Raw genomic sequence first — 26,608 nt, 5'->3', positions numbered from 1 at the left:
ATGCCCCACCCGCACCCTCCCCTCGCTTGCGCGAGGAGAGGGTAAGGGTGGGGCCTGCAGAGTCTCAGGTCTTGATGCCGAGCTCGGCGAAAACCTCCTTCGCCTCCTTCATCGCCGTATTCGCTGCGGGAACACCGGCATAGACGGCGATCTGCAGGATGACCTCCTTGATGTCGTCGGTGGTCACACCGTTGGCGAAGGAGGCGCGGCAGTGCAGCCGGAACTCCTCCCAGCGGCCGAGTGAGGCGCAGATGGCGAGCACCAGGAAGCTGCGCGTCTTGCGCTCGAGGCCCGGCCGCGTCCAGATCTCGCCCCAGGCATAGCGGGTGATGAAGTCCTGGAACTCGCCGGAAAAGCCGTCGCGGCCGGCGAGCGAACGGTCGACATGGGCATCGCCGAGAACGGCGCGACGCACCGCGAGGCCTTTTTCGAAGCGGTCTTTTTCGTCCATGAAGGTCTCCTGTCGGGCACTGCGCCCTGCATCGGTGGAAGTGCGTCCTTCGAGGCTCGCCTCCGGACGATGCTGCCGCATCGCTGGGGCTCGCACCTCAGGATGAGGGGCGTTGGTGTCCTGCACAAAGCGGGACGAGGTCGGCCGTCATGCCAGGCTCAACCTTCCTCATCCTGAGGTGCGAGCGCATAGCGAGATGCGGACGCATCTCGCGTCCGCTCGATGCTATTGCGAGCCTCGAAGGACGCACTGACCCGTCTTGCCGCTGATCACGGCCGCAGGAAGCCCATCACCGTGTCGGTGAAGGCCCCGGCCTGCTCGATATTGGACAGATGCGCGGCATCGAGCTCGACATAGCGGGCGCCGGGGATCGCCTCGGCGATCTCGCGGCCCTTGCCGGGGGGCGTCGAGCCGTCATGAGTGCCGGAAATGACGAGCGTCGGTAGCCGTATCGCGCGGATCGCCTCGCGCTGGTCCATGTCGCGGATGGCGGCGGAGCATGCGGCATAGCCTTCCGGCGGGGTGGTCTCCAGCATGGCGACAATGCGGGCAACGGCCTTGGGGTCCGCGGCCTGGAAGCGCTTGGTGAACCAGCGGTCGACGATGGTCGGGATGAGCGGGGTGAGACCGTCGCGCTTCACGGTGGCGATGCGCTGGTTCCACATGTCGGCGGTCGGCATGCCGGCGGCGGTGTTGCAGAGAACCAGGCGGTTGAAGCGGGAGGCATGGTGGGTGCCGGCCCACATGCCGCTCATGCCGCCCATGGAGAGGCCGCACCAGTCGGCCTTCGCGATCCCAAGGTGGTCGAGCAGTTCGACCGCGTCGCGGGTCAGCCGCGCAAAGCCGGTCGGTCCGACGCGCAGCTCGCTGTCGCCATGGCCGCGCTTGTCATAGCGGATGACACGGAAGGCCTCGGCGAAGGCGGCCATCTGCGGCTGCCACATCTCCAGCCGGGTTCCGAGCGAGTTGGACAGGAGCAGCGCCGGCTTGTCGCCGCCGGTATCTTCGTAGCGCAGCGAAAGGCCGTCCGAGGTCGTGAACCGGGCCATGAAAAGTCTCCTGCGGCAATGGTGGCGCGAGAGACTAGGGGAGACTTGCGACAATGCAACGGGGGAGGGGATGCACCGGCAGGGGGGCGGGCCTGCACCGTGGCAAGGTTCCAGCTTGACGCTCCGTTGAGAACGGGTCCAAACTGTAATTCCCGCCGAAAACAGGCTGTTTCCGGCGCGGGAGCCGGCGGCGAATACAAAAACAATCCCGAAGGCGCCTGTTTTGATCGAATGTGAGGAGGAACGCCCATGCCGACGGTGACCCTGACGGTCAACGGACGATCGGTGACGGCCGACGTCGATGCGCGCACCCTGCTGGTGCAGATGCTGCGCGAGAACCTGCACCTGACCGGAACCCATGTCGGCTGCGACACGTCGCAGTGCGGGGCCTGCGTCGTCCATGTCGACGGCAAGGCGGTGAAGTCCTGCACGACCTTCGCGGTCCAGTGCCAGGGCACCGAGGTCGTGACGATCGAGGGCCTCGCCCAGGACGGCAAGCTGCATCCGATGCAGGAGGCCTTCCGCGAGCATCACGGCCTGCAATGCGGTTTCTGCACGCCCGGCATGATCATGGCCGCCGTCGACATCGTGAACCGCAAGGGCGCGGTAGACGAGGCGACGATCCGCGAGGAGCTGGAAGGCAATATCTGCCGCTGCACCGGCTACCACAACATCGTGAAGGCCGTCGAAGCCGGCGCCCAGGCGATGACCGGCAAGGCCCCCGCGCGCCAGGCTGCGGAATAAGCGGCGCCACAAGCCGTTTCCGCAGCCTCCATTCCGCCATCCGACGTCCTAAGGGAGGATCGTCATGACAGTCACCGCACTCGGTGCCGCCGTTCGGCGCAAGGAAGACCACCGCTTCATCACCGGCAAGGGCCAGTATACCGACGATATCAACCGCCCCGGCCAGGCGCACGCCTATTTCCTGCGCTCGCCGCACGCCCACGCCACCCTGAAGAAGATCGACATCGCCAAGGCGAAGGCCATGCCCGGCGTGGTGGCGATCTATACCGGCGATGATGTCGCGGCCGACAAGGTCGGCGGTCTCATCTGCGGCTGGATGATCCATTCCAAGGACGGCACGCCGATGCGCGCCGGTCCCCATCCGATCCTCGCCCAGGGCAAGGTCCGCTATGTCGGCGACCACGTCGCCGTCGTCATCGCCGACACGCTGTCGCAGGCCAAGGACGCGGCCGAGGCCATCCTCGTCGATTACGGCGTGCTGCCGGCCAATGCCGACACGGCCAAGGCCCAGAGCGGTCCCGAGGTTCACGTCGAGGCGCCGAACAACACGGTCTATGACTGGCACATCGGCGACAAGGCGGCGACGGAAGCCGCCTTCAAAGCGGCCAAGCACGTCACGACCCTGGAGATCGTCAACAACCGGCTGGTTCCCAACGCCATGGAGCCGCGCGCGGCCGTCGGCGAATATGATTCCGGCAACGATGCCCTGACGCTCTACACGACGAGCCAGAACCCGCATGTGGCGCGTCTCGTGCTCTCCGCCTTCATCGGCATCGCGCCCGAGCACAAGCTGCGCGTCGTCGCTCCCGATGTCGGCGGCGGCTTCGGCTCCAAGATCTTCATCTATGCCGAGGAGACGGTCTGCGTCTGGGCCGCGCGCAAGTGCGGACGGCCGGTGAAATGGACGGCCGACCGGACCGAGGAGTTCCTCTGTGTCGCGCACGGCCGCGACCATGTCACGCGGGCGGAACTGGCGACCGACGCCGAGGGCAAGATCACCGGCCTCAGGGTCAAGACGATCGCCAATATGGGCGCCTATCTGTCGACCTTCGCCTCGTCGGTGCCGACCTATCTCTACGCCACCCTGCTGTCGGGCCAGTATGCGATTCCGGCGATCTATGCCGAGGTCGATGCGGTCTATACCAACACGTCTCCCGTCGACGCCTATCGCGGCGCCGGCCGGCCCGAGGCGACCTTCGTCGTCGAGCGCCTGGTGGAAGCCGCGGCGCGCGAGATCGGCATGGATCCGGCGGCCTTCCGGCGGCGCAACTTCATCACCAAGTTCCCGCACCAGACGCCGGTGATCATGATGTATGACTGCGGCGACTACAAAGCCTCGCTCGTCAAGGCCATGGAAATGGCCGACGTGAAGGGCTTCGGCAAGCGCCGCCGCGAGGCGGCCAAGCGCGGCAAGCTGCGTGGTCTCGGATATTCCACTTATATCGAGGCCTGCGGCATCGCCCCGTCCCAGGCCGTCGGCTCGCTCGGCGCCGGTGTCGGCCTGTGGGAATCGGCCGAGGTGAGGGTCAATCCGGTTGGCACCGTTGAGGTTCTCACCGGCTCGCACAGCCACGGCCAGGGCCACGAGACGACCTTCGCCCAGCTCGTCTCCTCGCGCCTCGGCATTTCCATCGACAATGTCTCCATCGTCCATGGCGACACCGACAAGGTGCAGTTCGGCATGGGCACCTACGGCTCGCGCTCGGGTGCTGTCGGCATGTCGGCGATCTCCAAGGCTCTCGACAAGATCGAGGCCAAGGCGAAGAAGGTGGCCTCCCATGTGCTGGAGGCGGCGGAGGCCGACATCGACTTCAAGGACGGCAAGTTCACCGTGAAGGGCACCGACAAGTCGGTGGATTTCGGCACGGTGGCGCTCAACGCCTATATCGCCCACAAGTTCAATCCGCAGGAGCTGGAGCCCGGCCTGAAGGAGGGATCCTTCTACGATCCGACCAACTTCACCTTCCCTGCCGGCTGCCACATCTGCGAGATCGAAGTGGACCAGGAGACCGGCGTCGCAACCATCGCCAAATGGACTGCGGTCGACGATTTCGGCAATGTCATCAACCCGATGATCGTCGAGGGCCAGGTCCATGGCGGTATCGCCCAGGGCGTCGGCCAGGCGCTGCTGGAAGGGGCGATCTACAACAAGGACGGGCAGCTCGTGACGGCCTCCTTCATGGATTACGCCATGCCGCGGGCCCATGACCTGCCGTCCTTCGACGTCGGCATGACCGTGACACCATGCCCGTCCAACCCGCTCGGCATCAAGGGCTGCGGCGAGGCCGGCGCGATCGCCGCACCCGCCGCCGTCATCAACGCGCTGACCGATGCGCTGGGAACCGAGGAGGTGCCGATGCCTGCGACGCCCCAGGCCCTGTGGACGGTCATCCAGAAGCAGTCCCGCGCCGCGATCGCGGCCGAGTAAGGTTCGAAAGAGGTCATCATGTATCCTTTCAAGTACCAGAAGGCCGCAACCGTCCGCGGCGCCGTCTCGCTCCTCGGCAAGGCCGAGGATCCCAAGCTGCTGGCCGGCGGCCATACGCTGATCCCGACCATGAAGCAGCGACTCGCCAGTCCGAAGACGCTGGTCGACCTGTCGGGCGCCGGCCTGTCGGGAATCGAGCAGAAGGGCCGCAACATCGTCATCGGCGCGATGACGACCCATGCCGAGGTTGCCGCATCGCCGATCGTCCAGCAGGCGATCCCGGCGCTCGCCCAGCTCGCCGGCCATATCGGCGATCCCCATGTCCGCCATCGCGGCACGATCGGCGGTTCGGTGGCCAACAACGACCCGGCGGCCGACTATCCCGCGGCGCTCATGGCGCTGGGGGCGACGGTCCATACCAGCAAGCGCAAGATCCCGGCGGAGGAGTTCTTCGCCGGCATGTTCGCCACCGCCCTCGACGAGGACGAGGTGATCACCAAGATCGCCTTCCCGGTGCCGGCCAAGGCCGCCTATGTGAAGTTCCCCAATCCGGCTTCGCGCTACGCCATCGTCGGCGTCTTCGTCGCCAAGAAGGGCAGCCAGGTGAAGGTCGCCGTGACCGGCGCCGGATCGGGCGGCGTCTTCCGCCATACGGCGATGGAGGAGGCCCTGGCGAAGCGCTTCAACCCGAAATCGCTGGAAGGCGTCGGGACGCCTGCCGCCGATCTCAACGGCGACATTCACGCCTCGGCGGATTATCGCGCCCATCTCGTCGGCGTCATCGCCAAGCGCGCCGTCGCCGCTGCCATCGCCTGAGCGCAGCGATCATTGGAAACAAGTGGAGGGCCGGGCGCGAAAGCACCGGCCCTTCGCCTTTTTCGACTCTGTTTTCGATCCGGCGTGGCCGGTTCAGCCCGCATCCGGCGCGATGCGGCGGACCTGCAGGACCTCGATCATCTCGTCGTTCTTGCGATAGGACACGCAGCGCAGCGATCCGAGCGGACCGGGAATCTGCGGGTCATGGGCGTGGTTGTGCTCCATAAGCTGCAGGCATTGCTCGGGACGCTCGACCACCCGCAGCGTGCGCCAGCCGCGCGACAGTTCCGGGTTTGACGTGATGTATTCGAGGCGGACGAGATCGGGGCGCTTCGGGTCGATCATCCGGCGGACGCTGCCGGTTATCAGCGAAGCTTCGCCCGGGAAGAGCACGAACAGTCCGATGATCATGCCGCCGAAGGCGACAAGCATCGTGATCAGGGTCGTGTTGTGGCGCATCGGCTGGCCCATGGCGTACACGAGTCGTGAGAAGCATCGCTGCTACCATATGGCCATTAACGAAAATTCGAATCGAAACCACGAAAAATGGTTGCATCCGGAGTCCGCCCGTCTCATCGCGGCGGTTTTCCCCCGTCATGCCGCAAAATCGCCCCAACCCGCCGCGAACACTGCATCGACACCGACCGCCCGTTCCGGTCGCCCCGGAGGTCAGCGCGTGAAATCCCCCCTTGCCGTCCTCGCCGCGTCGATCCTCTCCCTCGTCGCCCTTCCTGCGGGGCCTGCCGCCGCACAGGTGCAGGGCGAAGTGTCCGCCGATTATGCCGTGACCTTTCTCGGGCTTTCCATCGGCCGCGGCACGATGGTCTCGACGTCGGACGGGCGGACCTACCGCACCACGCTCGAGGCGCGAGTCACCGGCATGGCGGCTGTCTTCGCCGGCGGCGCGGGAACGGCCATCTCCACCGGCCAGATCCGCGGCAATGGGCCGGTGCCGTCCAGCTTCACCGTGGAGATCCGCTCGGGTGAGAAGGTCGAGACGATGCGCATGGACATGGCCGGCGGCAACGTCACCGGTGTCACCCGCGACCCCGACAAGCCGCCGCATCCGCGCGCGACGCCGCTCCTGCCGGAACATCTGCGCGGCGTGCTCGACCCGCTCTCTGCCGGCATTTTCGTCGCCGGCGGCACGGGGCCCGTCGCGGGAGCGGCGGCCTGCGAGCGCCGCACACCGGTCTTCGGCGGGCGCGAGCGCTTCGACCTCATCTATTCCTTCGTCGAGACCCGGCAGGTGGATATCGGCGGCTACAAGGGTGAGGCGGCGGTCTGCCGCGTGCGGTTCGAGCCGATCGCCGGCTACCGGCCCGACCGCAACGACATCCAGAGCGCGCGGCAACGCTCCGCCGAGGTGATCCTCGTTCCGGTTCGCGGCACGCGGAACCTCCTGCCGGCGAGGATCGCGCTGTCGACCGGCTATGGCACGGGCATCGCCCAGGCGACGCGGCTCGCCCTCGACCCGGGCCCGCCGACGGCACGGCGCGCCTCCGCGGATTGAGGTTCTCGACGGCATACCGGCTGCGCTATGGTTCGCCATCCAGCCGGAGTGCCTTCGTGACATCTGCCCCGCCCATCGCGCTTCCCACCTCCATCGACGCGACGCTCGCCCTGTTGAAGAGCGGCGATTACGTCGCCGACCGATCGCTGGCGACCGTCCTGTTCCTGGCACTGAAAATGGGCCGCCCACTGCTGCTTGAAGGGGAGGCGGGCGTCGGCAAGACCGAGATCGCCAAGGTTCTCGCCGCGGCGCTCGGGCGCAACCTGATCCGCCTCCAGTGCTACGAGGGGCTGGACGTCTCGGCCGCCGTCTATGAATGGAACTACGCGGCGCAGATGATCACGATCCGGCTCGCCGAGGCGGAAGGGGAGGTGGACCGCGAGGCGCTCGCCTCCGGCATCTTCTCCGAGCGTTTCCTCGTGAAGCGGCCGCTGCTGCAGGCGCTGGCACCGGACGAGCGCGGCCCGCCGGTGCTGCTCATCGACGAACTCGACCGCACCGACGAGGCCTTCGAGGCCTTTCTGCTGGAGGTGCTCTCCGACTTCCAGGTGACGGTGCCGGAGCTCGGCACGATCAAAGCTCCGGCACCGCCCATCGTCATCGTCACCTCCAACCGCACCCGCGAGATCCATGACGCGCTGAAGCGCCGCTGTCTCTATCACTGGGTCGACTATCCCGACGCGGCGCGCGAACTCGCCATCCTCAAGGCCAAGGCACCGGGGGCGCCGGAGCGACTGACGAAGGAGATCGTCGCCTTCGTCCAGCGGCTCAGGAAATCCGACCTGTTCAAGGTGCCGGGCGTCGCCGAGACGATCGACTGGGCGACGGCGCTCACCGAGCTCGATGCCGTCGGCCTCGACCCTCAGGGCGTCACCGACACGCTGGGGGTCCTGCTCAAGTACCAGGACGACATCCAGAAGATGCAGGGCGGCGAGGCCAAGGCCATCCTCGACGAGGTGAAGGCGGGACGCTGACGCCATGGCTCCTGCCGCATCGCTCATCGAACCCGGCCGCCGGCCCTGGCTGAAGGCCCTCGCCATCGGCGCCGCGCTGCTTCTCGTGCCGCTGATCTGGTGGACAGTGCTGGCGCTCGCCGGAACGCGCGTGCCGGTGCCGGTGCCCTCCGGCCTGTCGACGGTGCTGATCGTCGTGGCGGCGCTTGTCATCGCGCCGCTGCTGGAGACCGCGGTGCTCGCGCTGCTGCACTGGCTGACGATCATGCGCATCGGCTTGCCCCGCGCCGCCTTCGTGGGGGTTGCAGTCGCGGCGGCGGTGGCCGCCCACCTGCCGCTGACTCTGGTGCGCACGCCGGTCACCGCGACGATCTTTGTCGTGTTCGCCTGGCAATATGCCGCCTGGTCCGCCGCACGCGGCTGGCGCATCGCCTTTCTCGGCACGGCGCTCGCTCATGCCGCCTACAATACCGGGTCTCTCGCGCTCTCGCCGCTCTGGGCCTTCCTGCTGAGGCCGGCCTGATGGCGAATGCGCTGGCCGAGAACATCGCGCACTTCGCCCGGGCGCTGCGCATCGCGGGGCTCCCCGTCGGCCCGGGCACCGTGCTCGACGCCGTCGCGGCAGTGGAGGCGGCGGGCATCGGCTCGCGCGATGACTTCTACTGGACGCTGCACGCGGTCTTCGTGACGAAGCACGAGCATTCGCTGCTGTTCCGCACCGCCTTCGAGATCTTCTGGAAGAAGCGTCACCTGATGGAGAAGCTGCTCTCCATCCTGATGCCGGTGGCACCGGCCGCGCCGGGCAAGCCCGATCCGGTGTCGCTGCGCCTGCAGGAGGCCTTCTTCAAGCAGGCCGAGAGCGTGCCGGTGGAGAAGCCTGAGATCGAGGTCGATGCGAGCCTGACGGTGTCCGACATCGAGGTGCTGCAGAAGAAGGACTTCGCGCAGATGACGGCCGCCGAGATCGCCGAGGCGAACCGGCGGGTGGCGGCCCTGGTGCTCCCCGACGATGCCATTATGACGCGCCGTTTCGCGCCCGATCCCCGCGGGCGGCGGATCGACCTCAGGCGCACGCTGCGCCGGTCGATCGGCGAGGGCGGCGGCATCATCGACCTCGCCCGCCGCGGCCCGAAGATGAAGCATCCGCCGCTGGTGGTGCTGTGCGACATTTCCGGCTCGATGAACCAGTACACCCGGGTGATCCTGCATTTCGTCCATGCGCTGATGGAGAACCGCCGCAACGTCCACGCCTTCACCTTCGGCACGCGGCTGACCAACATCACGCGGATGCTCAAGGCGAAGGATCCGGACGAGGCGCTCGCGGCCTGCTCGGCGGCGGTCGAGGACTGGTCGGGCGGCACGCGCATCGCGCCCTCGCTGGCGGCCTTCAACAAGGTCTGGTCGCGACGGGTGCTGTCCGGCGGGGCGGTCGTCCTGCTGGTGACCGACGGGCTCGAGCGCGACGGCACCGCCGATCTCGCTCGCGCTGCCGACCGGCTGCATCGTTCCTGTCGCCGGCTCGTCTGGCTCAACCCGCTGCTGCGTTTCGACGGGTTCGAGGCAAAAGCGCAGGGCATCCGCGCGCTGCTGCCCCATGTCGACGAGTTCCGCACCATCCACAACGTCGCGGCGGTGGCCGATCTCGTCGCGGCGCTCGATGCCCGCCGGCCTGACCGTGCCCATGATCCGCGGCGGTGGATGAAGGCGCCGTGAGGGTTGGGGACGCCTCCTTCGCGCACCAGCCTTGACGGAAGGACGTCCTGCCCGGGACAAACCCGGGCACGACGCGCTGAGGACGTCGCAACGCCTTGATGCGGGGTGACGGGCTCCCCGGATGTGCCTTGCAGGCGCAGCCCGCCCTTGCGCCGCGCCCCGGTTCATCCGATGTCTTGCGAGGGACACTTCTCCCCGATGGAGGCCGCCATGCTCTCGACCGACAACGACATTCTCGGACAGGCCGAGGCCTGGGCGAAAGCCGGCAAGGGGGTGGCGGTGGCGACCGTGGTCGAGACCTGGGGCTCGGCGCCGCGCCCGGTCGGCTCGCACCTTGTCATCGACGAGGACGGCAGCTTCTTCGGTTCGGTCTCGGGCGGCTGCGTCGAGGGTGAGGTCGTCACCGAAGCGCTGGACGTGATCGGAACCGGGAAAGCCAAACTCCTCGAATTCGGCGTCGCAGACGAGACGGCGTGGCGGGCGGGCCTGTCCTGCGGTGGACGGATCGCCGTTTATGTCGAGAAGGTCGGCTGATGCGCCTCGCACTCCTCTCGGCGCTCAACGCCGCCCGTTCCGACAGGCGCGCCGCCGTCCTCGTCACGGATCTCGACGGTGGTGCGGCCCGCCTCGTCACCGCGGAGACGCTCGCCGGCGATCCGCTGGAGGAGGCGATCCGCACGGCCCTGCGCACGGGGCGCAGTGGTGTCGTGGAGGGGACGCGTGCCTTCCTGACCGTCCAGGTGCCGCCCGCGCGGATGGTCGTCATCGGCGCCGTCCATATCAGCCAGGCGCTGGTGCCGATGGCGCGGATGGTCGGCTACGATCCCGTCATCGTCGATCCGCGGACGGCCTTCTCCACGCCCGAGCGCTTTCCCGGCGTCACGGTTCTGGCGCAATGGCCGGACGAGGCTCTGCCTGGCCTCAAGGTCGACCGCTACACCGCCTTCATCGCGCTCACCCACGATCCGAAGATCGACGATCCCGCCCTGATGCACGCGTTCGAGAAGGACTGCTTCTATATCGGGGCGCTGGGCTCGCGGAAGACCCATGCCCGCCGCGTCGAGCGGCTGACCGCCAATGGGGCGTCGCCGGAGGTGCTGGCCCGCATCAAGGCGCCCGTCGGCCTCGCCATCGGCGCCATCACGCCGGCGGAGATCGCCGTGTCGATCCTCGCCGAGGTGACGCAGGCCTGGCGGCAGGGCATCGCGTGAGATCGACCCGGGCACGCGGCTAGGAGGCGGCAGATGCGGTTCGGTCCCGTGCCCTTGGACGAAGCGCTGGGCGGCGTCGTCGCCCATGCCGTGCGCCGGGACGGCCTGCTCCTGAAGAAGGGCACCCGGATCGGCGCGGCCGAGATCGCGGCGCTCGCCGCTGCCGGTCTCGACACGGTGACCGTGGCGATGGCCGAGCCGGGCGACGTCGGCGAGGACGAGGCGGCCGCGCAAATCGCGGCAGCCGTCTCCGGGACCGGTCTGCGCATCGACCGGGCCTTCACCGGCCGCGCCAATCTCTTCGCGATGGAGGCCGGCGTTCTCGTGGTCGAGCGCAGCGGGATCGACAGGATCAACCGCATCGACGAGGCGATTACCTTCGCGACCCTGCCGGCCTTCGCCGCTGTCGAGGCGGGCGAGATGGTGGCGACCGTCAAGATCATTCCCTATGCGGTGGCGGGTGCCAGGGTCGCCGAGGCGCTCGCCGCCGGCCCGCTCGTGCAAATCGCCCCCTTCATCCGGCGCCGCATCGCCGTGGTCTCGACGCTCCTGCCGGGCCTTGCCGACAAGGTCGTCGACAAGACCCTCCGGGTCACGTCCGACCGCCTCGCCCCGGCCGGGGCCCGAATCGTCGCCGATCGGCGTATTCCCCATGATGCCGCGGCGCTGGCGGCGGTGATCACCGAACTGCGCCCGCAGGCCGATCTTGTCCTCGTTTTCGGGGCTTCCGCCATCGCCGACCGCCGCGACGTCATCCCCGCGGCGCTCGAGGCGGTGGGCGGCCATGTCGAGCATCTCGGCATGCCGGTCGATCCCGGCAACCTCCTGATGATCGGCACGCTGGACGGCGTTCCCGTCATCGGCGCGCCGGGGTGCGCCCGCTCGCCGAAGGAGAACGGCTTCGACTGGGTGCTGATGCGGCTGCTGGCAGGCCTCGCCGTGACCAAGCAGGACGTGACCGGCATGGGGGTGGGAGGCTTGCTTATGGAGATCGTGTCGCGACCGCAACCGCGGGCGGGAGACGTCGAGGTTTCCCCGGCGCCGCGGATCGCCGGCATCGTGCTGGCGGCGGGGCGCTCGACGCGCATGGGCGGGCCGAACAAGCTCCTGGCCGAGATCGGCGGCAAGCCGCTGGTGCGCCATGCGGTGGAGGCGGCGCTCGGGGCGGGGCCGGCCGACGTGCTGGTCGTCACCGGCCATCAGGAGGCGGCGGTGCAGGCGGCGCTGACCGGCATGCCCGTGCGCTTCGCCCACAATCCCGATTTCGCCGCCGGCCTGTCCACCTCGCTCAAGGCGGGGATCGCGGCGCTGGGCGATGACGTCGACGGGGCCGTGGTGCTGCTCGGCGACATGCCGCGCATCTCACCTGCGCTGGTTGCACGGCTCGCCGCAGCCTTCGCCCCCGAAGAGGGCCGACACATCGTCGTGCCGATCGCGGGCGGGCGGCGCGGCAATCCGGTCCTGTGGGGGCGGCGCTTCTTCGTCGAGCTGATGCGCGTCACCGGCGACCAGGGCGGGCGGGCGGTGCTGGCAGGTGCGCCTGAGGCCATCGCCGAGGTCTCGGCGGAGGAGGACGACGTCCATCTCGACCTCGATACGCCGGAAGCGCTGGCGGCTGCCGGCGGCCGGCCCGGGCCTTAACCAACCTGAATGGCACGCGGCGACTTTGACAAAAAAAACCCCGGGTCGTTGCCGGCCCGGGGCGTCAGATGGTCATCTCCGTGGACGCGGAGTGGTTGAATCCGTCTATCTGCCCATCCGTTGGGCAGCACAATCAAGACCGCATCTTTACCCTACCCGTTGACCTTAATCGGCCGCGCTGGAAAACCGTCCAATTGTCGGCATCCGCGCGCAGACTCCGGCGCGCGGAAACAGGTCCCCGTCATCGTCGGGTCATGGTGGTTTCACCTGCGCGTCATCCCCCCCTCATACGTCCGTCTCCAGAACCCTCGAATCGGGATGAGACGGCATGGCTCTGGTGGCAGGCGAGGCCCGCAAGGCGACCCATCGCAATATCGGACGGGCAGTCGCCCGCCACAGTCCGCTGTCGCGAGCGGGGCTTCAGGAACAGCTCTTCACGCTGATGTTCTCGGGCCTCGTCTATCCGCAGATCTGGGAGGATCCGGCGATCGACATGGAGGCGCTGGCGCTCGGCCCGGCCGATCACGTGGTGGCGATCGCCTCGGGCGGCTGCAACATCCTCAGCTACCTCGTTGCCGGGCCTGCCCGCATCACCGCCCTCGACCTCAACGAGAACCACGTGGCGCTGAACCGGCTCAAGCTCACGGCAGCCCAGCATCTGCCGGACCATGCGAGCTTCTTCCGCTTCTTCGGCGAGGCCGACAGCCGCGACAATGTCGCCGCCTTTGACCGGCATCTGCGCGACCGGCTGGATCCGGTGACGCGCGCCTACTGGGACCACCGCGACTGGGTCGGCCGCCGCCGCATCCGGCAGTTCTCCGACAACATCTATCGCAAGGGCCTGCTCGGCTGGATGATCGGCACCGGCCACGCCGTCGCCCGCCTGCACGGCCGCGATCCGCGCCGCATGCTGGAGGCCCGTTCGCTGGCCGAGCAGCGCGCCATCTTCGACAGCGAGCTGAAGCCGCTGTTCTCGTCGGGCCTGGTGCGCTGGCTGGTGAAGAATCCCGCGTCGCTCTACGGGCTCGGCATTCCGCCGGCCCAGTACAAGGCGCTGCTGACCTCAGCCAAGGCCGGCGGCGGCATGGAGGAGGTTCTGGTGACGCGCCTCGAGCGCCTCGCCTGTGGCTTTCCGCTGGAGAGCAACTACTTCGCCTGGCAGGCCTTCGGGCGCCGCTACCAGCCGGGCGCGACGGGGGCCGTGCCGCCCTACCTCGTCGCCGGCCATTTCGATGCGGTGAAGGCCCATGCCGATCGCGTCGAGGTCTGCCACGAGAATTTCATCGACCATCTCGAGCGGCAACCCGACGCCTCGCGCGACGCCTATGTGCTGCTCGACGCGCAGGACTGGATGACCGACGAGGTGCTGAACCGGCTGTGGCGCGCGATCCTGCGCACGGCGCGGCCCGGTGCCCGTGTCATCTTCCGTACGGCGGCGGAGGAGAGCCTGCTGCCAGGCCGTGTGGCGCCCGACATCCTCGCCCGCTTCACCTATGACGCGCCGCGGTGCCGCGCCTGGACCGACCGCGACCGGTCGTCGATCTATGGCGGCTTCCACCTCTACACGCTGGCGGCGTCGTGACCGCGCCCGCCGACACGGTCCACGCATCGCGGCAGATGGACGCGATCTACCGGTGGCAGGTCGGCATCTACGACGCGACGCGCAAGTTCTATCTGCTCGGCCGTGACGGTCTGATCGCCGAGCTCGCGCCGCCCGCCGGCGGCACCGTGCTGGAAGTCGGCTGCGGCACCGGGCGCAACCTCATCGTCGCCGCCCGGCGCTATCCGCAGGCGCGGTTCTACGGCTTCGACGTGAGCCCGGTGATGCTGGCCGAGGCCCGTCGCGCCGTCGACCGCGCCGGACTTGCCGACCGCATCCGCCTCGCGGAGGCCGACGCCGCGCGCTTCGACCCGCTGTCGACCTTCGCGCGGGACGGTTTCGACCGTGCCTTCTGTTCCTACACGCTGTCGATGATCCCGCCCTGGCGGGAGGCACTCGACCGCGCGATGGCCGCGGTGTTGCCGGGCGGCTCGCTCCACGTGGTGGACTTCGGCGGCCAGAGCCGGCTGCCGGGCCTGTTCCGTGCCGGCCTCAGGGCCTGGCTGTCGCAGTTCCACGTCACGCCGCGGGACGGATTCGCCGAAGCGCTCGATGAGGCCGCCGGAGCGCGCGGGTTTGCCGTGCGTCTGGCGCGCCCCTATCGCGACTATGCGGTCCATGCCGTCGCGACAAGGCCGGCCCTTGCTTGACCCCGTCGGCGGGCGGGGTCTATGACCCCCGGCCAGATGACCCATGACATCAAGACCGCCGGCCCCCCCGAACTGACGGTGGTCGTGCCCAGCTTCAACGAACGCGACAACGTGCCGGAACTGGCGCGCCGGCTGGATCATGTGCTCGCCGGCATCGCCTGGGAAATGATCGTCGTCGACGACGACAGCCCGGACGGCACAGCCGCCGTGGTCAAGGAGATCGCAACGCGCGACCCGCGCGTGCGCTGCATCCGCCGGGTGGGTCGGCGGGGGCTTGCGGGCGCCTGTATCGAGGGGATGCTCGCTTCCTCGGCGCCGGTCGTCGCCGTCATGGACGGCGACCTGCAGCACGACGAGACCATCCTGCCGGCCATGCTCGAGCAGATCCGGGCCGGGCGCGACCTCGTCGTCGCCAGCCGCAACATCGCCGGCGGCTCGAAGACCGAGGGTCTGACGCCCATCCGCCAGGGGATTTCCGACCTCGGCCGCCGTCTGTCGTCGATGATCCTCAAGGCACCGCTGACCGACCCGATGTCCGGCTTCTTCATGATCCGCCGCGACATCGTCGAGGAGGTGGCGCCGCGGCTGTCGACCACCGGGTTCAAGATCCTCGCCGACATCGCGGCATCGGTGCCCAGGGCGCCGAGCTTCGCCGAAGTCCCCTTCGTCTTCCGTGAGCGCGTCCATGGCGAGAGCAAGCTCGACGCCAAGGTGGCGCTGGATTATGTCGGCTTCGTCCTGAACAAGCTGTCCGGCGGGTTCATCCCGCTGCGCTTCATCTTCTTCGCCTTGGTCGGCACCAGCGGCCTCATCGTCCATCTGGCGGCGCTCTATGCGGGCCTGACTTTCGGCATGCGCTTCGAATGGGCGCAGACGCTGGCGACGGTCGTCGCCATGACGTCGAATTTCGTCATCAACAACGAGATCACCTATCGCGATGCCCGGCTGAAGGGCGCCCGCTTCCTGACCGGCCTGCTGCTCTTCTATCTCGTGTGCAGCATCGGCGCCTTCGGCAATGTCGGCGTCGCCAGCTGGCTCTATGCCGGCGATGTCGACTGGTGGCTCTCCGGCCTCGCCGGGGCCGTGATGGGTGCCGTGTTCAACTATGCCGCCTCGGCCACCCTCGTCTGGCGCCGCTGACATGACGGCGGCCTTGCGCCCGGTCTGGGCGGGGAGCGCCGGCGCCGTCCTCATTCTGGTCGCCGCCCTCACCGCGGTGCGTCTCTGGGCCGCCGGGTCCCTCGGCCTCGCCGCCGACGAAGCCTATTACCATCTGTGGTCGCAGAACCTCGCCCTCGGCTATTTTGACCACCCACCGATGGTGGCGCTGCTGATCCGTGCCTCCACAACGGTCTTCGGCGACACGGAATTCGGCATCCGCTGGCTGTCTGTGCTGCTGGCGGCGGCGGCGAGCATCGGGGTCTGGCGCCTCGTCTGGCGCCTGACCGACGACCGGGCGGCGGCGATCGCCGGGGCGGCGATGGTGCAGGCGACGCTGTTCCTCGGCGCCGGCGCCATGCTGGTGACACCGGATACGCCGCTCGTGCTGTTCTGGACGCTGGCATTGCTCGCCCTGGTCGAGGTCTGGCGCACCGGCCGGGGCGTCTGGTGGCTGGCGGCTGGCCTCGCCGTCGGCCTCGCCTTCATCTCCAAGTACACCGCCGTCTTCCTCGGCTTCGCCATCCTGCTCTGGATCGTGCTGGTACCGGAGCTTCGCCGCTGGCTGCGCTCGCCCTGGCCCTATGCGGGCGGCATCCTCTGCCTCGCGGTCATGGCGCCGGTGCTGTGGTGGAATCTCGCCCATGGCGGCGCCTCCCTCACCAAGCAGTTCGGCCGTGCGGTTCCGAAGGCCTTCGACCCGCGTTTCGTGCCCGAATTCATCGCCGGACAGGCGGCGCTGCTCACGCCGCTGATCGGGATCCTCGTGCTCTGGGGCCTGTGGGTGGTCGGCCGCCGCGCCCTCGACCATCGGGAGCCGGGCGCCGTTCTGCTGACCGTGTCGGTGCTGCCGCTCCTCGCCTATCTCGTCTGGTACGGCCTTTTCGACCGCGTCCAGGGCAACTGGACGGCCTGCCTCCTGCCGGCCGCCATCGCCGCCGCCGTCATCGGCGCCAAGGCCCTTCCGGCGGCCGCCCCCCGCGCCGCGGCGGTGCTGCGGGTGAGCCTGCGCTGGTCGGTGTTGACCGGGGTGCTGCTCGGGCTCTTCGTCATCGCCCATGCGAGCTTCCGGCTTGCGCCACTGGCCATTGATCCGACGGGCCAGCTGCACGGCTGGCGCGCCACTGCGGAGGCCGTCGAGGCGGCGGCCATGAGGGCCGGGGCGGGCACGATCGGCACGGCGAGCTACACGACGACGGCGCATCTGCGATTCTACGGCTCGGGGCGGCCGCCGGTGGTCCAGTTCGGCGAACGCCTGCGCTATGCCATGGAACCGGCGCCCGATGCCGCCGTGGTCGCTTCTCGGCCGGTTCTGGTCGTGGTCGAGAGCCGCCGGGCGGCAGAGGTCGCTGCGCGCCTTGGACAGCTCTATCGGGTGGTGGCACCGGCCGGGGCGGTCGACAGGCTATGGCGGCCGCGGTTCGGGCTGACGGATCGCATGGACCAGCTGGTGCTCTTCGTCGTCCGTGATCCGCTTCAGCCTGGCCTTCCCGATCTCGCCACGCCTCAGTAGCGCCGCCAGAGGGACAGGCCGGCATAGGCGCCGGAACGGCCGCCGCGATCCTGCGCAAATCCCCCGGACAGGCGCAGCCCCACGGGGCCGATGGTGATTCCGGTCGCATGTACGCCGAGCCGCGTGCGCAGCGTGCCGTGGTGGGCGCTGAACGTCGCCTCCGGCCCGACATAGATGCCGCCACCGACGTCGTAGCCGGGTGCGACGCGCAGGCTCGCCGCGGCGAAGGGGGTCGCATAGGTGGCGTAGAGCTGGACGGCGACACGCTCATAGGGAGTGAGCCAGGCGTCGAGCGTCACGACAGGACCGATGCGCGTCCCGACATGGGGGTCGGGGAGGGCGGGCGACAGGCGCCGCGTCTCCAGGGCGAGGCCGGCGAAGAGGGTCGCCGATCCCCAATGGCCCTGTTCACGCCAGCCGGCCATCAGCCGTGCGGTGGTCGTGGTCTCCAGGACCCGATCCGGCAGAACGGGATCGATGCGGAACCGCGACATCCCCGTGCCGGCCGTGATCCGCAGGGCCAGGCCGCGGCCCTCGCCGTGCCGAACGGTCAATGCATCGAAGCCGGAGGAGAGGTGGAAGCCGTCGAAGGCGCCATCGAGGCCGAAGAAACTCGCGAAACGACCTTCGGCGGGCGCGTCGGCGAGGGCCACGCCCGGCAACCATGCGACGGCAATGGTTCCCCATGCTCTCCATGCGCGCATGGGTCATTCGCTCATGGAACCTCGCCTCTGGCCATATGGGACATCACCGGATGAGACGGCGGGCACGGCGACGTCACTCGGCTGTTAATCATCCGCTAACCATGTTTGTCGCTCAATTGCGACGGCACGATCGTGTCGCCGGTCGGCCAGCAAGACCCAGTGCATCGTCACAGCTTCGCCGGAGGCCGTCATGCCAGCGCAGTCCCCTTCCGTTCCGTCCCGCCATATCGATGCCGATTTTGTCCGGCTGATCGAAGGCTATTCCCTCACCACCGCCGAGATCCTCTACCGGATGCCGGACCATCCGCTGTTGCTGCAGACCTATCTCTGGCAGGACTACGATCAGGCGCCCTATTTCCCGGTGCTGAAGCGTTTCCTCGCCTTCTGGGAGAAGAGCCTCGACGGACGGCTGCATGCGGTCACCGTCGTATCGTCGCGGCTGCTCCGGCCGCGCGAACTGCGCATGGCCCAGAGCCTGTCCTACCTGCACTGATCCGTGCCGATTATCGCAATTCGCCTTGAACCGGTCGCTGGGCAGTGGCGGCGCAGCGCGGGGCGACGTATGGATAGCGCCCTTTCGCCTGCCGGAACCGTTCGTGCCCGCCCCTGAGAAGACATCCCATATCATTGCCGCACTGATGTCGGCCAAGGCATCGGGTGATTCCGAGGTCTTCGGGAGCCTGACGGTCGGCGATCTCCTGACGTCGCTGCGCTCGCGTGCCTTCGGTCTGTCGCTGATTCTGTTCGGCCTGCCGAACCTCCTGCCCATTCCCGGCCTGCCGATCCTCACCGGTATCGTATTGATCATGCTCGCATTGCAGATCCTCGTCGGACGGGAAGTGCCTTGGCTTCCCGCCCGCATCGCAGGCACGGCGCTGCCGCGCGCCCGCCTGACGCAGGTCGTCAATCGCACGCTGCCGCTGCTGCGGCGTGTTGAGACCATGACCAGGCCGCGGCTCGCATTGGCGGCGGGGCCCACCGCGCGCCGCCTCGTCGGATTCGCCGTGCTGGTCCTCGCGGTGCTGCTGATCATCGTGCCGATTCCATGGATCGGCTCGATGCCGCAGGGCCTCGCGCTCTGCGTGCTCGGCCTCGGTTTGACCGAGCGCGACGGCTTGCTGGTCGTCGCCGGCTTCGTCCTCGCCGCGATTGCCACGGCGGTGAGCGCCGGAATCGGCTATACGATCGTTGCGAGCGCATTGTCCGTCCTGTTCTGATTGCGGTCTGCCAACGCAGCGGAGACACGTCCCTTGCAGGTGAATTCCGATCCCCCGGTCCGCCGGACCTCCGAGATTTTCCTCGCGTTGAAGGATGTCGGGGAGGGTGAGCGCATCTCTCTCGACGGGCTGACGCGCGCCCTCGGCGACCGCGCCTTCGGCCTGCTGGTGCTGATCTTCGCCCTGCCGAACATCATTCCCATGATCCCGGGCGTCTCCACCGTGTCCGGCATCGTCATCGGGATCGTGGGCCTGCAGATGATGATCGGCCGGCATGCGCCCTGGCTGCCCGCCGCCATCGGCGAGAAATCGATCCCGCGGTCCCAGCTCGCGGCCATGGTCGACCGCACCGTTGGCTGGGTGGCAAAGGTCGAGCGGGTGGCGCGGCCGCGCTGGAGTTTCATGACACGCGGGCCGATGCATGTCGTCCTCGGCGCCATGTTCGTGCTGCTCGGGGCGATCCTGGCCCTGCCGCTGTCCTGGGTCGGCAATTTCCCGCCCGGCGTGGCGCTGGTGGTGCTGTCGATCGGCCTGCTCGAGGATGACGGCATGCTCGTCGCCGCCGGTCACGCCATCGGTATCATCGCGACCGCGCTGGTCCTGGCCCTGGTGGTGGCGCTGGTGGCGGCGGCGATCACGAGTTTCGGCTGGCTGACCGCCTGATCCGCGCCGATCCGGCTTCACTTGGGCGGCCACGGACAGTATGGTCCGCCCAGATCTGACGAGGACCTGCCATGGCCGATCACATCGTGCCCCATTTCGCCAATGACGACGGCGTCGCCGTCATCCATATCGGCGTCAAGGAATTCCAGTGCATGGGCGCGCGCGCGCCCTTCGACCATCCGCATGTCTTCCTCGACATGGGCAGCGAGACCGAGATCGTCTGCCCCTATTGCTCGACCCTCTACAAATTTGACGCCGCGCTGCATGCCGACGAGACCCGCCCGGCCGGCGCCTATGTAAAGACCCTGGCCGAGGCCTGACCGGCGCGTGCCCGCGGCGCGCCACGTCACCATTGCCGGTGCCGGCATCGGCGGCCTGACCTTGGCCTTGTGCCTCGCCAGGGCGGGGTTCACATCGACCGTCCTGGAGCGCAGCCCGGCTCTGGAAGAGGTTGGTGCCGGCATCCAGCTCTCCCCCAATGCCAGCCGGATTCTGATCGCGCTCGGTCTCGCGGAGGCGCTTGCGCCGGCCGTCGTCGCCCCGGCGGGCATGGACGTCCGGTCTGCATCATCCGGCGCGCTGCTCGCTGCCGCGACGCTGGGCGAGACGGCGGCACAGCGCTGGGGCTCACCATGGTGGGTCATCCACCGGGCTGATCTACTCGCCGCTCTCGCCGCGGCCGCCGCGCGGGAACCGGCCATCACGATCGAGACCGGCAGCGCCGTCGCCACCGTCATGGCAGTTGCGGACGGGTTCGACCTCACCCTGGAGGGGGGAGAACGCCGCCATATCGCCGTGCTGGTCGGCGCCGACGGCATCCGTTCGGCGGTGCGGCGAGGGCTCGGCGATCCGGCCGCGCCGATCTTCCGGCACCGCAGCGCCTTTCGGGCCACCCTGCCAATGGCGGCGGTGCCCGCCGTCCTGCGCGGTGACCGGCTCGGGCTCTGGCTCGGTCCCGATGCCCATCTCGTCCATTATCCGCTGCGCGGTGGCAGCCTGTTCAACGTCGTGGCGATCATCGGCGACCCCGCCCCGGTCGCCGGCTGGCGCGCGCCGGGCGAGGCCTCGGTCCTCGCGCAACGCCTGTCCGGCTGGGACGCGGCGCCGCGCCAGTTGATCGCGGCGGTCGACGAGTGGCAGCGCTGGTCGCTCGCCGATCGCCCGGTCTGGTTCGGCCCGGGGCAGGGGGCAGCAACGCTGATCGGGGATGCGGCCCATGCCATGCTGCCCTTCGTGGCCCAGGGCGGCGCCATGGCGGTCGAGGATGCCGCCGTGCTGGCCGCCTGTTGCGCGGCCGGGCCGCACGACCTCGCCGGTGCGTTCCGCGCCTATGAAGGGGCGCGTCGCGGGCGCGTCGCGCGCATCCAGTCGCTCGCCGGGCGCAATGGCGCCATCTACCACCTCAGGGGTCCCGCGGCCTTCGCCCGCGACACCGCCATCCGGCTGCTCGGCGGCCGCGGGCTGCTGGCGCAGCAGGACTGGATCTACGCCCACCGCGCCTGAACAATCAGCGCCGTCGCGGGTTTTCTGCCTGGTCGGCGGTGCCGGCGAGGTCGCGGATGTTCATCCGCTGGCCGCCGGGCAGCAGAATGTCACCGGGCCGCAGGCCGCCGCCGCAGCGCGCCGAGACGAAACGCCCCTGCTGGGTGGTGAGAGTCTGCTGCAGTTCGGACTGGCCGATGGTCTGCACGGTCCCCTCGATGCGCAGCGAATAGGTGGCCCTGAGATCGCCGGAGACGACGGAGCGGGCCGTGGTTCGTGTCTGGCCGACCTGGCAGTCGCTCTCGATGATGAAGTCCTCGCCTTCGCGGCGGATGTCGTAGCGCTGGCATTGCTGGCCGAGCTGGCCGAAGCCGAACTGCACCATCTGCCGCTCGGTGGCGGCATCCGTGCAGGTCTGCACGGTGAATTCCTGTCCGCCCGGACCGCCGCCGGTCATCATGCGGATTTCCCAGTATCCGGGCCGGCGCAGCGGCAGCTCCAACGGTTGCGTCATCGCCGGGGCGACGATTGCCGCTGCAAGGGTCGTCGCGATCAGGGCAAGGCGCATGCAGTCTCCCATTAGGCAGGTGGCCATCTTACGGCAGAGGTGCGTCGCGTACCGTGATGTCAGGGCAACGGTCCGCCCTCGAAGTGCCTGCAACGCAGGCCGAGGGTCCGGGCGGCTGCGGATGGCGCCGTGCGGTCAGGCTGCTAGGGTCTGTGGGCACAACAATCAGGCCGCTTCAGGCCCGGGAGAAAACGCCATGACGATGCGACCCTGCCTGCCGGCCCTCGTGGCTGTGCTATCGCTCTGCGCGGCCCGCGCCGATGCCCAAATCGCGGTCTCCGCCAACGACGGCAAGATGCGGCTCGTGAACGGTGTCGCGACCGTGGTCGAACAGCCGCGGCCGGATTCGGTATCGATCATCGACTTCGCCTCGGGAACACCGCGCGTGCGCGCAACCATTCCAGCGCCTGCGAGCGTGGTCGGCCCGCCCGTATCGGTCGCCATCACGGCTGACGAGAGTCTGGCCCTGGTGAGTTCGGCGATGAAGCTCGACCCGGCCAATCCCCGCCGCACCGTCCCCGACAACCGCGTCTCGGTGATCGACCTGAAGGCGAACCCGCCGGCGGTCATCGCGACGCTCGAAGTAGGGCAGGGAGCCGCTGGCCTTTCCATCCATCCCTCGGGGGCCCTCGCGCTCGTGGCCAACCGTGCCGAGGGCACCGTTTCGGTGCTGACGATCGCCGGGCGCACCGTCACCGTCGGGGCGAAAATCGCCGTCGGTGAACCCACTTCCGGGCCGAGCCATGTCGTCTTCACGCCCGACGGGAAAACCGCCCTGGTGAGCCGCGACAATGACCACAAGATTTCCGTCCTCGCGATTGAGGGGACCACGGTCACCTATACGCGGCGCGATCTGAACGCTGGCCTGCGGCCATATGGGATCGACATTTCGACCCGAGGAGATGTGGCAGTGGTCGCCAATATCGGGCTCGGCGGGGGCGATGCCGACACGATCAGCCTGATCGACGTGAAGGCCCAGCCGCCGCGTGTGGTGAACACCGTGTCGGTGGGCCAGACCCCCGAGGGTATCAAGATGGCGCCGGACGGCCGGCATGTGGCCGTCGTGGTCATGAACGGTTCGAACAAGCCGCGCAACTCGCCCTTCTTCGCCGAGCGCGGCAGCGTCATCATCTACGAGGTCCGGGGCCACGAACTCGCCAGGGTCGCCGAGGCGCCCATCGGCCAATGGTCGCAGGGCGCGGCCTGGTCCGCTGACAGCCGCCGCCTGCTGGTCCAGAACATGGTGGGCGACGACATCCAGGTCTTCGCTTTCGAGGGCGGAAAGCTCCAGGAGATCGGCACGCTCGCCATGCCGGCCTCGCCGGCCGGCATAAGGACCGCCGAGCCGATGACCCGCTGAGGAAGGGCCAAGCCCGGCGCGCAGCCACGTGAGCGTCGCGCCGGGCCCCGTTAGCGGTGACCTGACATCCATCGCTTGCAGGCGCATGCAGTACGGGTCCTGCCCGTGCACACTCCTTTTTGTGTCTTCACTTTTAAATCGACATCGCAATTCTTGGTGTGAGCGTATGTGGCGCTTAACGTCATACCAGCAAGCATCATCGTATTCGCGAATTCGCATGATTTATTTCGGCTTGAATTTGATTCCGAGAAATTTGAGAATTGAGTGCACTCAGTTGGAGATTAGCCGGTGAATAAGCAGCAACGGCAACAATTGCTCGACGAGTTAGCCACACTTCTGGGTCATGAAAGGGATGGTATCGTTGCGGAAGTGCAACGCGCCGTCGAGGCCCATATTGCGTCGAAATCAAATGCAGAGTGTCTATCGCTTGTGCTTCGTGACACTGATGGGACCATCACCCGTCACCTCCCCTTGGCGGCGAGCCATGAATATGCGACCGCCCTGATCGCTTTTGTTAGAGGCAAGCCTCTCGATGACGGTATTCTTGATTCTGCATTGACGGATTCGACTGCCGAGACGGTAGCAGACGTTTTTTCCCGTTTAATCGGTGATAAGGCGGACGCTATTGCCGAGCGACTCATGCCACTCGTAGTATCCGACGCACGTTTTGCGAGCGCTTTGTCCGATGCAATTATGTCCGCCTATCAAAATCCAATACCGAATCTGGTTAAGCAAAAAGCATCAGAAATCCTTTCATCGAAGCTATCATTATATATTTCTCATTCCATCGATACAACGACATCTATGACGATTAAATCGTCACTTGCAAAAATTGCAATGGGCTCGGTAGGAGCTCCCGTCGCTGCGAAAATTGTTACTGCGTTGGTTGCTAGTCTTATGGTTACTTTGAAGCCAATTATTATTAAATTGCTTGCTAGTGCCGCATTTAAGGCGGCTGTCGTCAGTAAATTGAAGGCGATTGTCGTGGGAGCGCTGCTGGGCGCGTTCGTGAAGATTGTTGGAACAAAGCTTGGTCTTACAGCGGCCGGTGCCTTTATTTGGGTTCTTATTCCGCTTGTCCTTGCATGGGTAGCCTATGAGGTGGCGGGGTTTTCTGCCAAGCTTGCAGACAAGGTGTCTCAGAGTGTTGCGCAGGACATGCGCGAAAACTTCGCTGAAACAACACGCATGATCTCCGAGGAGCTTGCTGAGAGGGCCATAAAAGAGGGTATTGGACTAATTGCAAAAAATATTATCCACGAAGACGCCATTGTTAAGATCATCGAAGAGGCCATAGCTGACGCAGACTAGGCCGATATAAATAAACGGCATTTTGGGCACTCTGACTCGTTGGGTGTGGGCGCCGTTGCAGTTGATTTGTAATTGGCACGGGTTGCACATCGATACTGTTTTCAGTATTTTGGGGCTAGCAGTCGCCTCGGGCAGTCGTTCCCCTTCCTTCGGAGAGTACGCTCCGGGTCTGGAGCGGGAGCGGCTAGATGGAGATCCGTTTCGGGTCCTTCCTGTGGTGGTCTTCTCAGCAGGCAGCATCTACACTCGCGACCGGTCGCCGCCTCCATGCAGCGATCAGCACGGCCGCTGGTGTCACCCGGCTGACAGGCAGCGTGGCCTTCAGTTCCTGTTCAATTTCTTCTGCCCTTTGCCATCCAACCTGACGGGCGATCAGCCCCACGGCCACCGCCAGCGCCGGTGTGCCGAGATTCAGCGACAGGATCAGAACCCCGGCATCCGCCGGCAATGCGTCGACGAAGTGTTCGACATAGGCCAATTCGTCATCGACGACCTGGGACAGGCTTTGCCCTTCCCTTGAGGGAAGCCACACCTTGGCGCGGTTCTGCAGCAGTTCGGCGAAGCGAAAATGATGCCCGCCCGGCGGCATGATGCTGATCACATGGGTGATCAGCCCCGCCTCATGCGCATCGCCGTAGCGACCGTAGAAGCCATCGGGAGCCACCATCAGCCGGTAGGGCCAGCCATTCGGGTTCGGCGCATCGGGCAGGAGCGCGCGCATCACCGGTCCCCCTTCTTGCGCCTGTGCGGGAAGTTCCCGAGCCCGTCGCCATGCCGCCAGACCTGGCAGGGAAAGTGCCGTCCCGCCGCGACGAGGGCACCGTCCAGCCGGAGCCTGTCGTCCCACATCTTCACCACCAGCATGTTCGGCGTGGCGACGGGGCGGGCGGTGTGGAGGAGATAGGCCGCCCGCAGGGGCGAGACTTCGCGGGCGAGCAGGCCGAGCGCCAGCCCGGTGGACCGGGACAGCCCCTGGAGGCAATGCACCAGAAGCCGCGCATCGGCGGGAAGCGCGTCGACGAAGGCGATCGCCGCGTCGAGATGCGCCTGTGTCGGGGCTTCCGGATTGCCTGCGTCCGTCGTGTCCTCGAAGTCGAGGACGAGGTGGCGGTCGGGCGAAACTTTCGGGGGATGGAAGGGGCGCGCGGCGCGCCGGATGCTGATGACATGGGTCGCCGCCATGGCCTCGAACCCCTGGCGCGCCTCGTATTGACCGCAGACCGCCAGCCGGCAGGGCCAGCCACCGGGGTGACGCAGCGCCGTCGCGCCCACATCGACGAGAATCATCGTGCATGCCTCCGGCGAAGAAGGTCGAGCGGCTCGACTGGGGTTGGGAATTGATCCGACGAGGATAGCGCAAGGCCGGCCAGGATCAATGGATGGTGCGGACGGCCGGACTCGAACCGGCACGGGTTGCCCCGCAAGATTTTAAGTCTCGTGCGTCTACCGGTTTCGCCACGCCCGCTCCGGACCGAGGCTTAGCGCGATCGGCGGGGGCTGTCATCCACTCGCGACGGGGGTGGTGGATGACGCAGCGGCAGCATCAGGCCTTAACGATACCCTAACGGCAGGGCAACAGTTCATTGACCATTTCGAGCGGTCCCGTGAACGCGCTGTTGAAGGCTGGCAGCTAGGGTCCGCCGGGGATCGCGGGGAGGGCTGGAACACCGTTCGAGGAGAGCCGCCATGAAGGTCACTCCCGCCAAGATCCTCCTGTTCTTCTTGAGCCTGCTGGTCTTCATGAACCCGCCGCTGGTGCTCGGCCTCCTGGGGCCGGACGGCCGTCGCGCCGGACTCATGATCGACGAGAGCCTGGGCACCGACCAGATGCGCATCGCGCTGTTCGGGCGCCGCTGAAACCGG

The 26,608-nt window shown here is 67.5% G+C and carries 29 protein-coding genes and 1 tRNA gene; 22 read left to right on the top strand and 8 right to left on the bottom strand.

Features of this window, described 5'->3' with window-relative positions:
• Window positions 1-64: 64 nt before the first annotated feature.
• Complete coding sequence (gene pcaC / locus Q8O26_RS17660) at window positions 65-451, bottom strand: 4-carboxymuconolactone decarboxylase (protein ID WP_305577978.1); 387 nt, start codon at window positions 449-451, stop codon at window positions 65-67.
• Between the two features lie 269 nt (window positions 452-720).
• On the bottom strand, window positions 721-1,500 hold the full coding sequence (gene pcaD, locus Q8O26_RS17655; RefSeq protein WP_305577976.1) for a 3-oxoadipate enol-lactonase: 780 nt from the start codon (window positions 1,498-1,500) through the stop codon (window positions 721-723).
• A gap of 249 nt (window positions 1,501-1,749) precedes the next feature.
• Here pcaD and Q8O26_RS17650 point away from each other — a divergent pair, with 249 nt between their 5' ends.
• The 3 genes from Q8O26_RS17650 (at window position 1,750) to Q8O26_RS17640 (ending at window position 5,488) form a co-directional block, all read left to right on the top strand.
• Window positions 1,750-2,244 carry a (2Fe-2S)-binding protein gene (locus Q8O26_RS17650; RefSeq protein WP_305577974.1) on the top strand — a complete coding sequence of 165 codons (495 nt, stop codon included), beginning with the start codon at window positions 1,750-1,752 and terminating at the stop codon, window positions 2,242-2,244.
• Between the two features lie 64 nt (window positions 2,245-2,308).
• Window positions 2,309-4,672: a xanthine dehydrogenase family protein molybdopterin-binding subunit gene (locus Q8O26_RS17645; RefSeq protein ID WP_305577972.1), complete on the top strand. Its 2,364-nt coding sequence runs from the start codon at window positions 2,309-2,311 to the stop codon at window positions 4,670-4,672.
• A gap of 18 nt (window positions 4,673-4,690) precedes the next feature.
• Window positions 4,691-5,488: a xanthine dehydrogenase family protein subunit M gene (locus Q8O26_RS17640; protein ID WP_305577970.1), complete on the top strand. Its 798-nt coding sequence runs from the start codon at window positions 4,691-4,693 to the stop codon at window positions 5,486-5,488.
• A 93-nt stretch (window positions 5,489-5,581) separates the two neighbouring features.
• On the opposite strand, the gene Q8O26_RS17635 is transcribed toward Q8O26_RS17640, so the two are convergent.
• Entirely contained in the window at window positions 5,582-5,959 is a 378-nt protein-coding gene (locus Q8O26_RS17635) for a hypothetical protein (protein WP_305577968.1), read from the bottom strand.
• Between the two features lie 205 nt (window positions 5,960-6,164).
• Between Q8O26_RS17635 and Q8O26_RS17630 the strand changes: the two genes are divergently transcribed.
• The 11 genes from Q8O26_RS17630 to Q8O26_RS17580 all read left to right on the top strand — a co-directional run bounded on the left by Q8O26_RS17630 (window position 6,165) and on the right by Q8O26_RS17580 (window position 17,440).
• Window positions 6,165-7,001: a DUF3108 domain-containing protein gene (locus Q8O26_RS17630; RefSeq protein WP_305577966.1), complete on the top strand. Its 837-nt coding sequence runs from the start codon at window positions 6,165-6,167 to the stop codon at window positions 6,999-7,001.
• 56 nt (window positions 7,002-7,057) lie between these two features.
• Window positions 7,058-7,975 (top strand): AAA family ATPase, encoded by a 918-nt coding sequence (locus tag Q8O26_RS17625; RefSeq protein WP_371134599.1) that lies wholly within the window; start codon window positions 7,058-7,060, stop codon window positions 7,973-7,975.
• A gap of 4 nt (window positions 7,976-7,979) precedes the next feature.
• Window positions 7,980-8,477 (top strand): hypothetical protein, encoded by a 498-nt coding sequence (locus tag Q8O26_RS17620; protein WP_305577964.1) that lies wholly within the window; start codon window positions 7,980-7,982, stop codon window positions 8,475-8,477.
• Window positions 8,477-9,667, top strand: a complete 1,191-nt coding sequence (locus Q8O26_RS17615) for a VWA domain-containing protein (RefSeq protein WP_305577962.1) — start codon at window positions 8,477-8,479, stop codon at window positions 9,665-9,667. The genes Q8O26_RS17620 and Q8O26_RS17615 overlap by 1 nt, the downstream gene beginning before the upstream one ends.
• Before the next feature lie 210 nt (window positions 9,668-9,877).
• The gene (locus tag Q8O26_RS17610) at window positions 9,878-10,201 is read left to right on the top strand and encodes an XdhC family protein (protein ID WP_305577960.1); all 324 of its coding nucleotides are present in this window, start codon (window positions 9,878-9,880) and stop codon (window positions 10,199-10,201) included.
• Window positions 10,201-10,878: an XdhC family protein gene (locus Q8O26_RS17605; protein ID WP_305577958.1), complete on the top strand. Its 678-nt coding sequence runs from the start codon at window positions 10,201-10,203 to the stop codon at window positions 10,876-10,878. The genes Q8O26_RS17610 and Q8O26_RS17605 overlap by 1 nt, the downstream gene beginning before the upstream one ends.
• A 33-nt stretch (window positions 10,879-10,911) precedes the next feature.
• Entirely contained in the window at window positions 10,912-12,519 is a 1,608-nt protein-coding gene (locus tag Q8O26_RS17600; RefSeq protein ID WP_305577956.1) for a molybdopterin-binding/glycosyltransferase family 2 protein, read from the top strand.
• A 328-nt stretch (window positions 12,520-12,847) separates the two neighbouring features.
• Complete coding sequence (locus Q8O26_RS17595) at window positions 12,848-14,101, top strand: DUF3419 family protein (protein ID WP_305577954.1); 1,254 nt, start codon at window positions 12,848-12,850, stop codon at window positions 14,099-14,101.
• Complete coding sequence (locus tag Q8O26_RS17590) at window positions 14,098-14,769, top strand: class I SAM-dependent methyltransferase (RefSeq protein WP_305577952.1); 672 nt, start codon at window positions 14,098-14,100, stop codon at window positions 14,767-14,769. Before Q8O26_RS17595 ends, Q8O26_RS17590 begins: the two co-directional genes overlap by 4 nt.
• A gap of 21 nt (window positions 14,770-14,790) precedes the next feature.
• Complete coding sequence (locus Q8O26_RS17585) at window positions 14,791-15,909, top strand: glycosyltransferase family 2 protein (protein WP_305577950.1); 1,119 nt, start codon at window positions 14,791-14,793, stop codon at window positions 15,907-15,909.
• A gap of 1 nt (window position 15,910) precedes the next feature.
• Window positions 15,911-17,440 (top strand): glycosyltransferase family 39 protein, encoded by a 1,530-nt coding sequence (locus Q8O26_RS17580; protein ID WP_305577949.1) that lies wholly within the window; start codon window positions 15,911-15,913, stop codon window positions 17,438-17,440.
• On the opposite strand, the gene bcsS is transcribed toward Q8O26_RS17580, so the two are convergent.
• On the bottom strand, window positions 17,434-18,093 hold the full coding sequence (gene bcsS, locus Q8O26_RS17575; protein ID WP_305577947.1) for a cellulose biosynthesis protein BcsS: 660 nt from the start codon (window positions 18,091-18,093) through the stop codon (window positions 17,434-17,436). The genes Q8O26_RS17580 and bcsS overlap by 7 nt on opposite strands.
• Window positions 18,094-18,334: 241 nt before the next feature.
• On the opposite strand from bcsS, the gene Q8O26_RS17570 reads away from it, so the two are divergent.
• The 5 genes from Q8O26_RS17570 to Q8O26_RS17550 all read left to right on the top strand — a co-directional run bounded on the left by Q8O26_RS17570 (window position 18,335) and on the right by Q8O26_RS17550 (window position 21,527).
• A complete protein-coding gene (locus Q8O26_RS17570) occupies window positions 18,335-18,637 on the top strand; it encodes an usg protein (protein ID WP_305577945.1) in 303 nt (100 codons plus the stop codon).
• 103 nt (window positions 18,638-18,740) lie between these two features.
• Complete coding sequence (locus Q8O26_RS17565) at window positions 18,741-19,361, top strand: exopolysaccharide biosynthesis protein (RefSeq protein WP_305577943.1); 621 nt, start codon at window positions 18,741-18,743, stop codon at window positions 19,359-19,361.
• A 39-nt stretch (window positions 19,362-19,400) separates the two neighbouring features.
• Window positions 19,401-20,024, top strand: coding sequence for an exopolysaccharide biosynthesis protein (locus Q8O26_RS17560; protein WP_305578033.1), 624 nt, complete (start codon window positions 19,401-19,403; stop codon window positions 20,022-20,024).
• Between the two features lie 71 nt (window positions 20,025-20,095).
• The gene (locus tag Q8O26_RS17555) at window positions 20,096-20,344 is read left to right on the top strand and encodes a zinc-finger domain-containing protein (RefSeq protein ID WP_305577941.1); all 249 of its coding nucleotides are present in this window, start codon (window positions 20,096-20,098) and stop codon (window positions 20,342-20,344) included.
• 7 nt (window positions 20,345-20,351) lie between these two features.
• Window positions 20,352-21,527: an FAD-dependent monooxygenase gene (locus Q8O26_RS17550; protein WP_305577939.1), complete on the top strand. Its 1,176-nt coding sequence runs from the start codon at window positions 20,352-20,354 to the stop codon at window positions 21,525-21,527.
• A gap of 4 nt (window positions 21,528-21,531) precedes the next feature.
• On the opposite strand, the gene Q8O26_RS17545 is transcribed toward Q8O26_RS17550, so the two are convergent.
• Window positions 21,532-22,074, bottom strand: a complete 543-nt coding sequence (locus Q8O26_RS17545; RefSeq protein WP_305577937.1) for a DUF3617 family protein — start codon at window positions 22,072-22,074, stop codon at window positions 21,532-21,534.
• Window positions 22,075-22,270: 196 nt separating this feature from the next.
• Between Q8O26_RS17545 and Q8O26_RS17540 the strand changes: the two genes are divergently transcribed.
• Together Q8O26_RS17540 and Q8O26_RS17535 are read left to right on the top strand one after the other, a co-directional pair.
• Complete coding sequence (locus Q8O26_RS17540; RefSeq protein ID WP_305577935.1) at window positions 22,271-23,434, top strand: YncE family protein; 1,164 nt, start codon at window positions 22,271-22,273, stop codon at window positions 23,432-23,434.
• Window positions 23,435-23,722: 288 nt separating this feature from the next.
• A complete protein-coding gene (locus Q8O26_RS17535) occupies window positions 23,723-24,745 on the top strand; it encodes a hypothetical protein (protein WP_305577933.1) in 1,023 nt (340 codons plus the stop codon).
• Window positions 24,746-24,971: 226 nt separating this feature from the next.
• Here Q8O26_RS17535 and Q8O26_RS17530 read toward each other — a convergent pair whose 3' ends face one another.
• The 3 genes from Q8O26_RS17530 to Q8O26_RS17520 all read right to left on the bottom strand — a co-directional run bounded on the left by Q8O26_RS17530 (window position 24,972) and on the right by Q8O26_RS17520 (window position 26,210).
• Complete coding sequence (locus Q8O26_RS17530) at window positions 24,972-25,466, bottom strand: hypothetical protein (RefSeq protein ID WP_305577931.1); 495 nt, start codon at window positions 25,464-25,466, stop codon at window positions 24,972-24,974.
• Complete coding sequence (locus tag Q8O26_RS17525) at window positions 25,466-26,032, bottom strand: phosphatase (RefSeq protein WP_305577929.1); 567 nt, start codon at window positions 26,030-26,032, stop codon at window positions 25,466-25,468. Before Q8O26_RS17525 ends, Q8O26_RS17530 begins: the two co-directional genes overlap by 1 nt.
• Before the next feature lie 93 nt (window positions 26,033-26,125).
• Window positions 26,126-26,210, bottom strand: a tRNA-Leu gene (locus Q8O26_RS17520).
• Window positions 26,211-26,431: 221 nt separating this feature from the next.
• Here Q8O26_RS17520 and Q8O26_RS17515 point away from each other — a divergent pair.
• The gene (locus tag Q8O26_RS17515; protein WP_305577927.1) at window positions 26,432-26,602 is read left to right on the top strand and encodes a hypothetical protein; all 171 of its coding nucleotides are present in this window, start codon (window positions 26,432-26,434) and stop codon (window positions 26,600-26,602) included.
• Window positions 26,603-26,608 lie beyond the last annotated feature (6 nt).

It is taken from the genome of Phreatobacter sp., assembly GCF_030691135.1.
In the GTDB taxonomy this organism is placed as follows: Bacteria; Pseudomonadota; Alphaproteobacteria; order Rhizobiales; family Phreatobacteraceae; genus Phreatobacter.
Note: the sequence above shows the minus strand (reverse complement) of the source record. Positions and strands in the feature narration are given on the sequence as shown.

Coding starts and splice junctions, on each gene's coding strand:
- pcaC (WP_305577978.1), bottom strand. CDS start 451: ATGGACGAAAAAGACCGCTTCGAAAAAGGCCTCGCGGTGCGTCGCGCC.
- pcaD (WP_305577976.1), bottom strand. CDS start 1,500: ATGGCCCGGTTCACGACCTCGGACGGCCTTTCGCTGCGCTACGAAGAT.
- Q8O26_RS17650 (WP_305577974.1), top strand. CDS start 1,750: ATGCCGACGGTGACCCTGACGGTCAACGGACGATCGGTGACGGCCGAC.
- Q8O26_RS17645 (WP_305577972.1), top strand. CDS start 2,309: ATGACAGTCACCGCACTCGGTGCCGCCGTTCGGCGCAAGGAAGACCAC.
- Q8O26_RS17640 (WP_305577970.1), top strand. CDS start 4,691: ATGTATCCTTTCAAGTACCAGAAGGCCGCAACCGTCCGCGGCGCCGTC.
- Q8O26_RS17635 (WP_305577968.1), bottom strand. CDS start 5,959: ATGGGCCAGCCGATGCGCCACAACACGACCCTGATCACGATGCTTGTC.
- Q8O26_RS17620 (WP_305577964.1), top strand. CDS start 7,980: ATGGCTCCTGCCGCATCGCTCATCGAACCCGGCCGCCGGCCCTGGCTG.
- Q8O26_RS17615 (WP_305577962.1), top strand. CDS start 8,477: ATGGCGAATGCGCTGGCCGAGAACATCGCGCACTTCGCCCGGGCGCTG.
- Q8O26_RS17610 (WP_305577960.1), top strand. CDS start 9,878: ATGCTCTCGACCGACAACGACATTCTCGGACAGGCCGAGGCCTGGGCG.
- Q8O26_RS17605 (WP_305577958.1), top strand. CDS start 10,201: ATGCGCCTCGCACTCCTCTCGGCGCTCAACGCCGCCCGTTCCGACAGG.
- Q8O26_RS17600 (WP_305577956.1), top strand. CDS start 10,912: ATGCGGTTCGGTCCCGTGCCCTTGGACGAAGCGCTGGGCGGCGTCGTC.
- Q8O26_RS17595 (WP_305577954.1), top strand. CDS start 12,848: ATGGCTCTGGTGGCAGGCGAGGCCCGCAAGGCGACCCATCGCAATATC.
- Q8O26_RS17585 (WP_305577950.1), top strand. CDS start 14,791: ATGACCCCCGGCCAGATGACCCATGACATCAAGACCGCCGGCCCCCCC.
- Q8O26_RS17580 (WP_305577949.1), top strand. CDS start 15,911: ATGACGGCGGCCTTGCGCCCGGTCTGGGCGGGGAGCGCCGGCGCCGTC.
- Q8O26_RS17570 (WP_305577945.1), top strand. CDS start 18,335: ATGCCAGCGCAGTCCCCTTCCGTTCCGTCCCGCCATATCGATGCCGAT.
- Q8O26_RS17555 (WP_305577941.1), top strand. CDS start 20,096: ATGGCCGATCACATCGTGCCCCATTTCGCCAATGACGACGGCGTCGCC.
- Q8O26_RS17545 (WP_305577937.1), bottom strand. CDS start 22,074: ATGCGCCTTGCCCTGATCGCGACGACCCTTGCAGCGGCAATCGTCGCC.
- Q8O26_RS17540 (WP_305577935.1), top strand. CDS start 22,271: ATGACGATGCGACCCTGCCTGCCGGCCCTCGTGGCTGTGCTATCGCTC.
- Q8O26_RS17530 (WP_305577931.1), bottom strand. CDS start 25,466: ATGCGCGCGCTCCTGCCCGATGCGCCGAACCCGAATGGCTGGCCCTAC.
- Q8O26_RS17525 (WP_305577929.1), bottom strand. CDS start 26,032: ATGATTCTCGTCGATGTGGGCGCGACGGCGCTGCGTCACCCCGGTGGC.
- Q8O26_RS17515 (WP_305577927.1), top strand. CDS start 26,432: ATGAAGGTCACTCCCGCCAAGATCCTCCTGTTCTTCTTGAGCCTGCTG.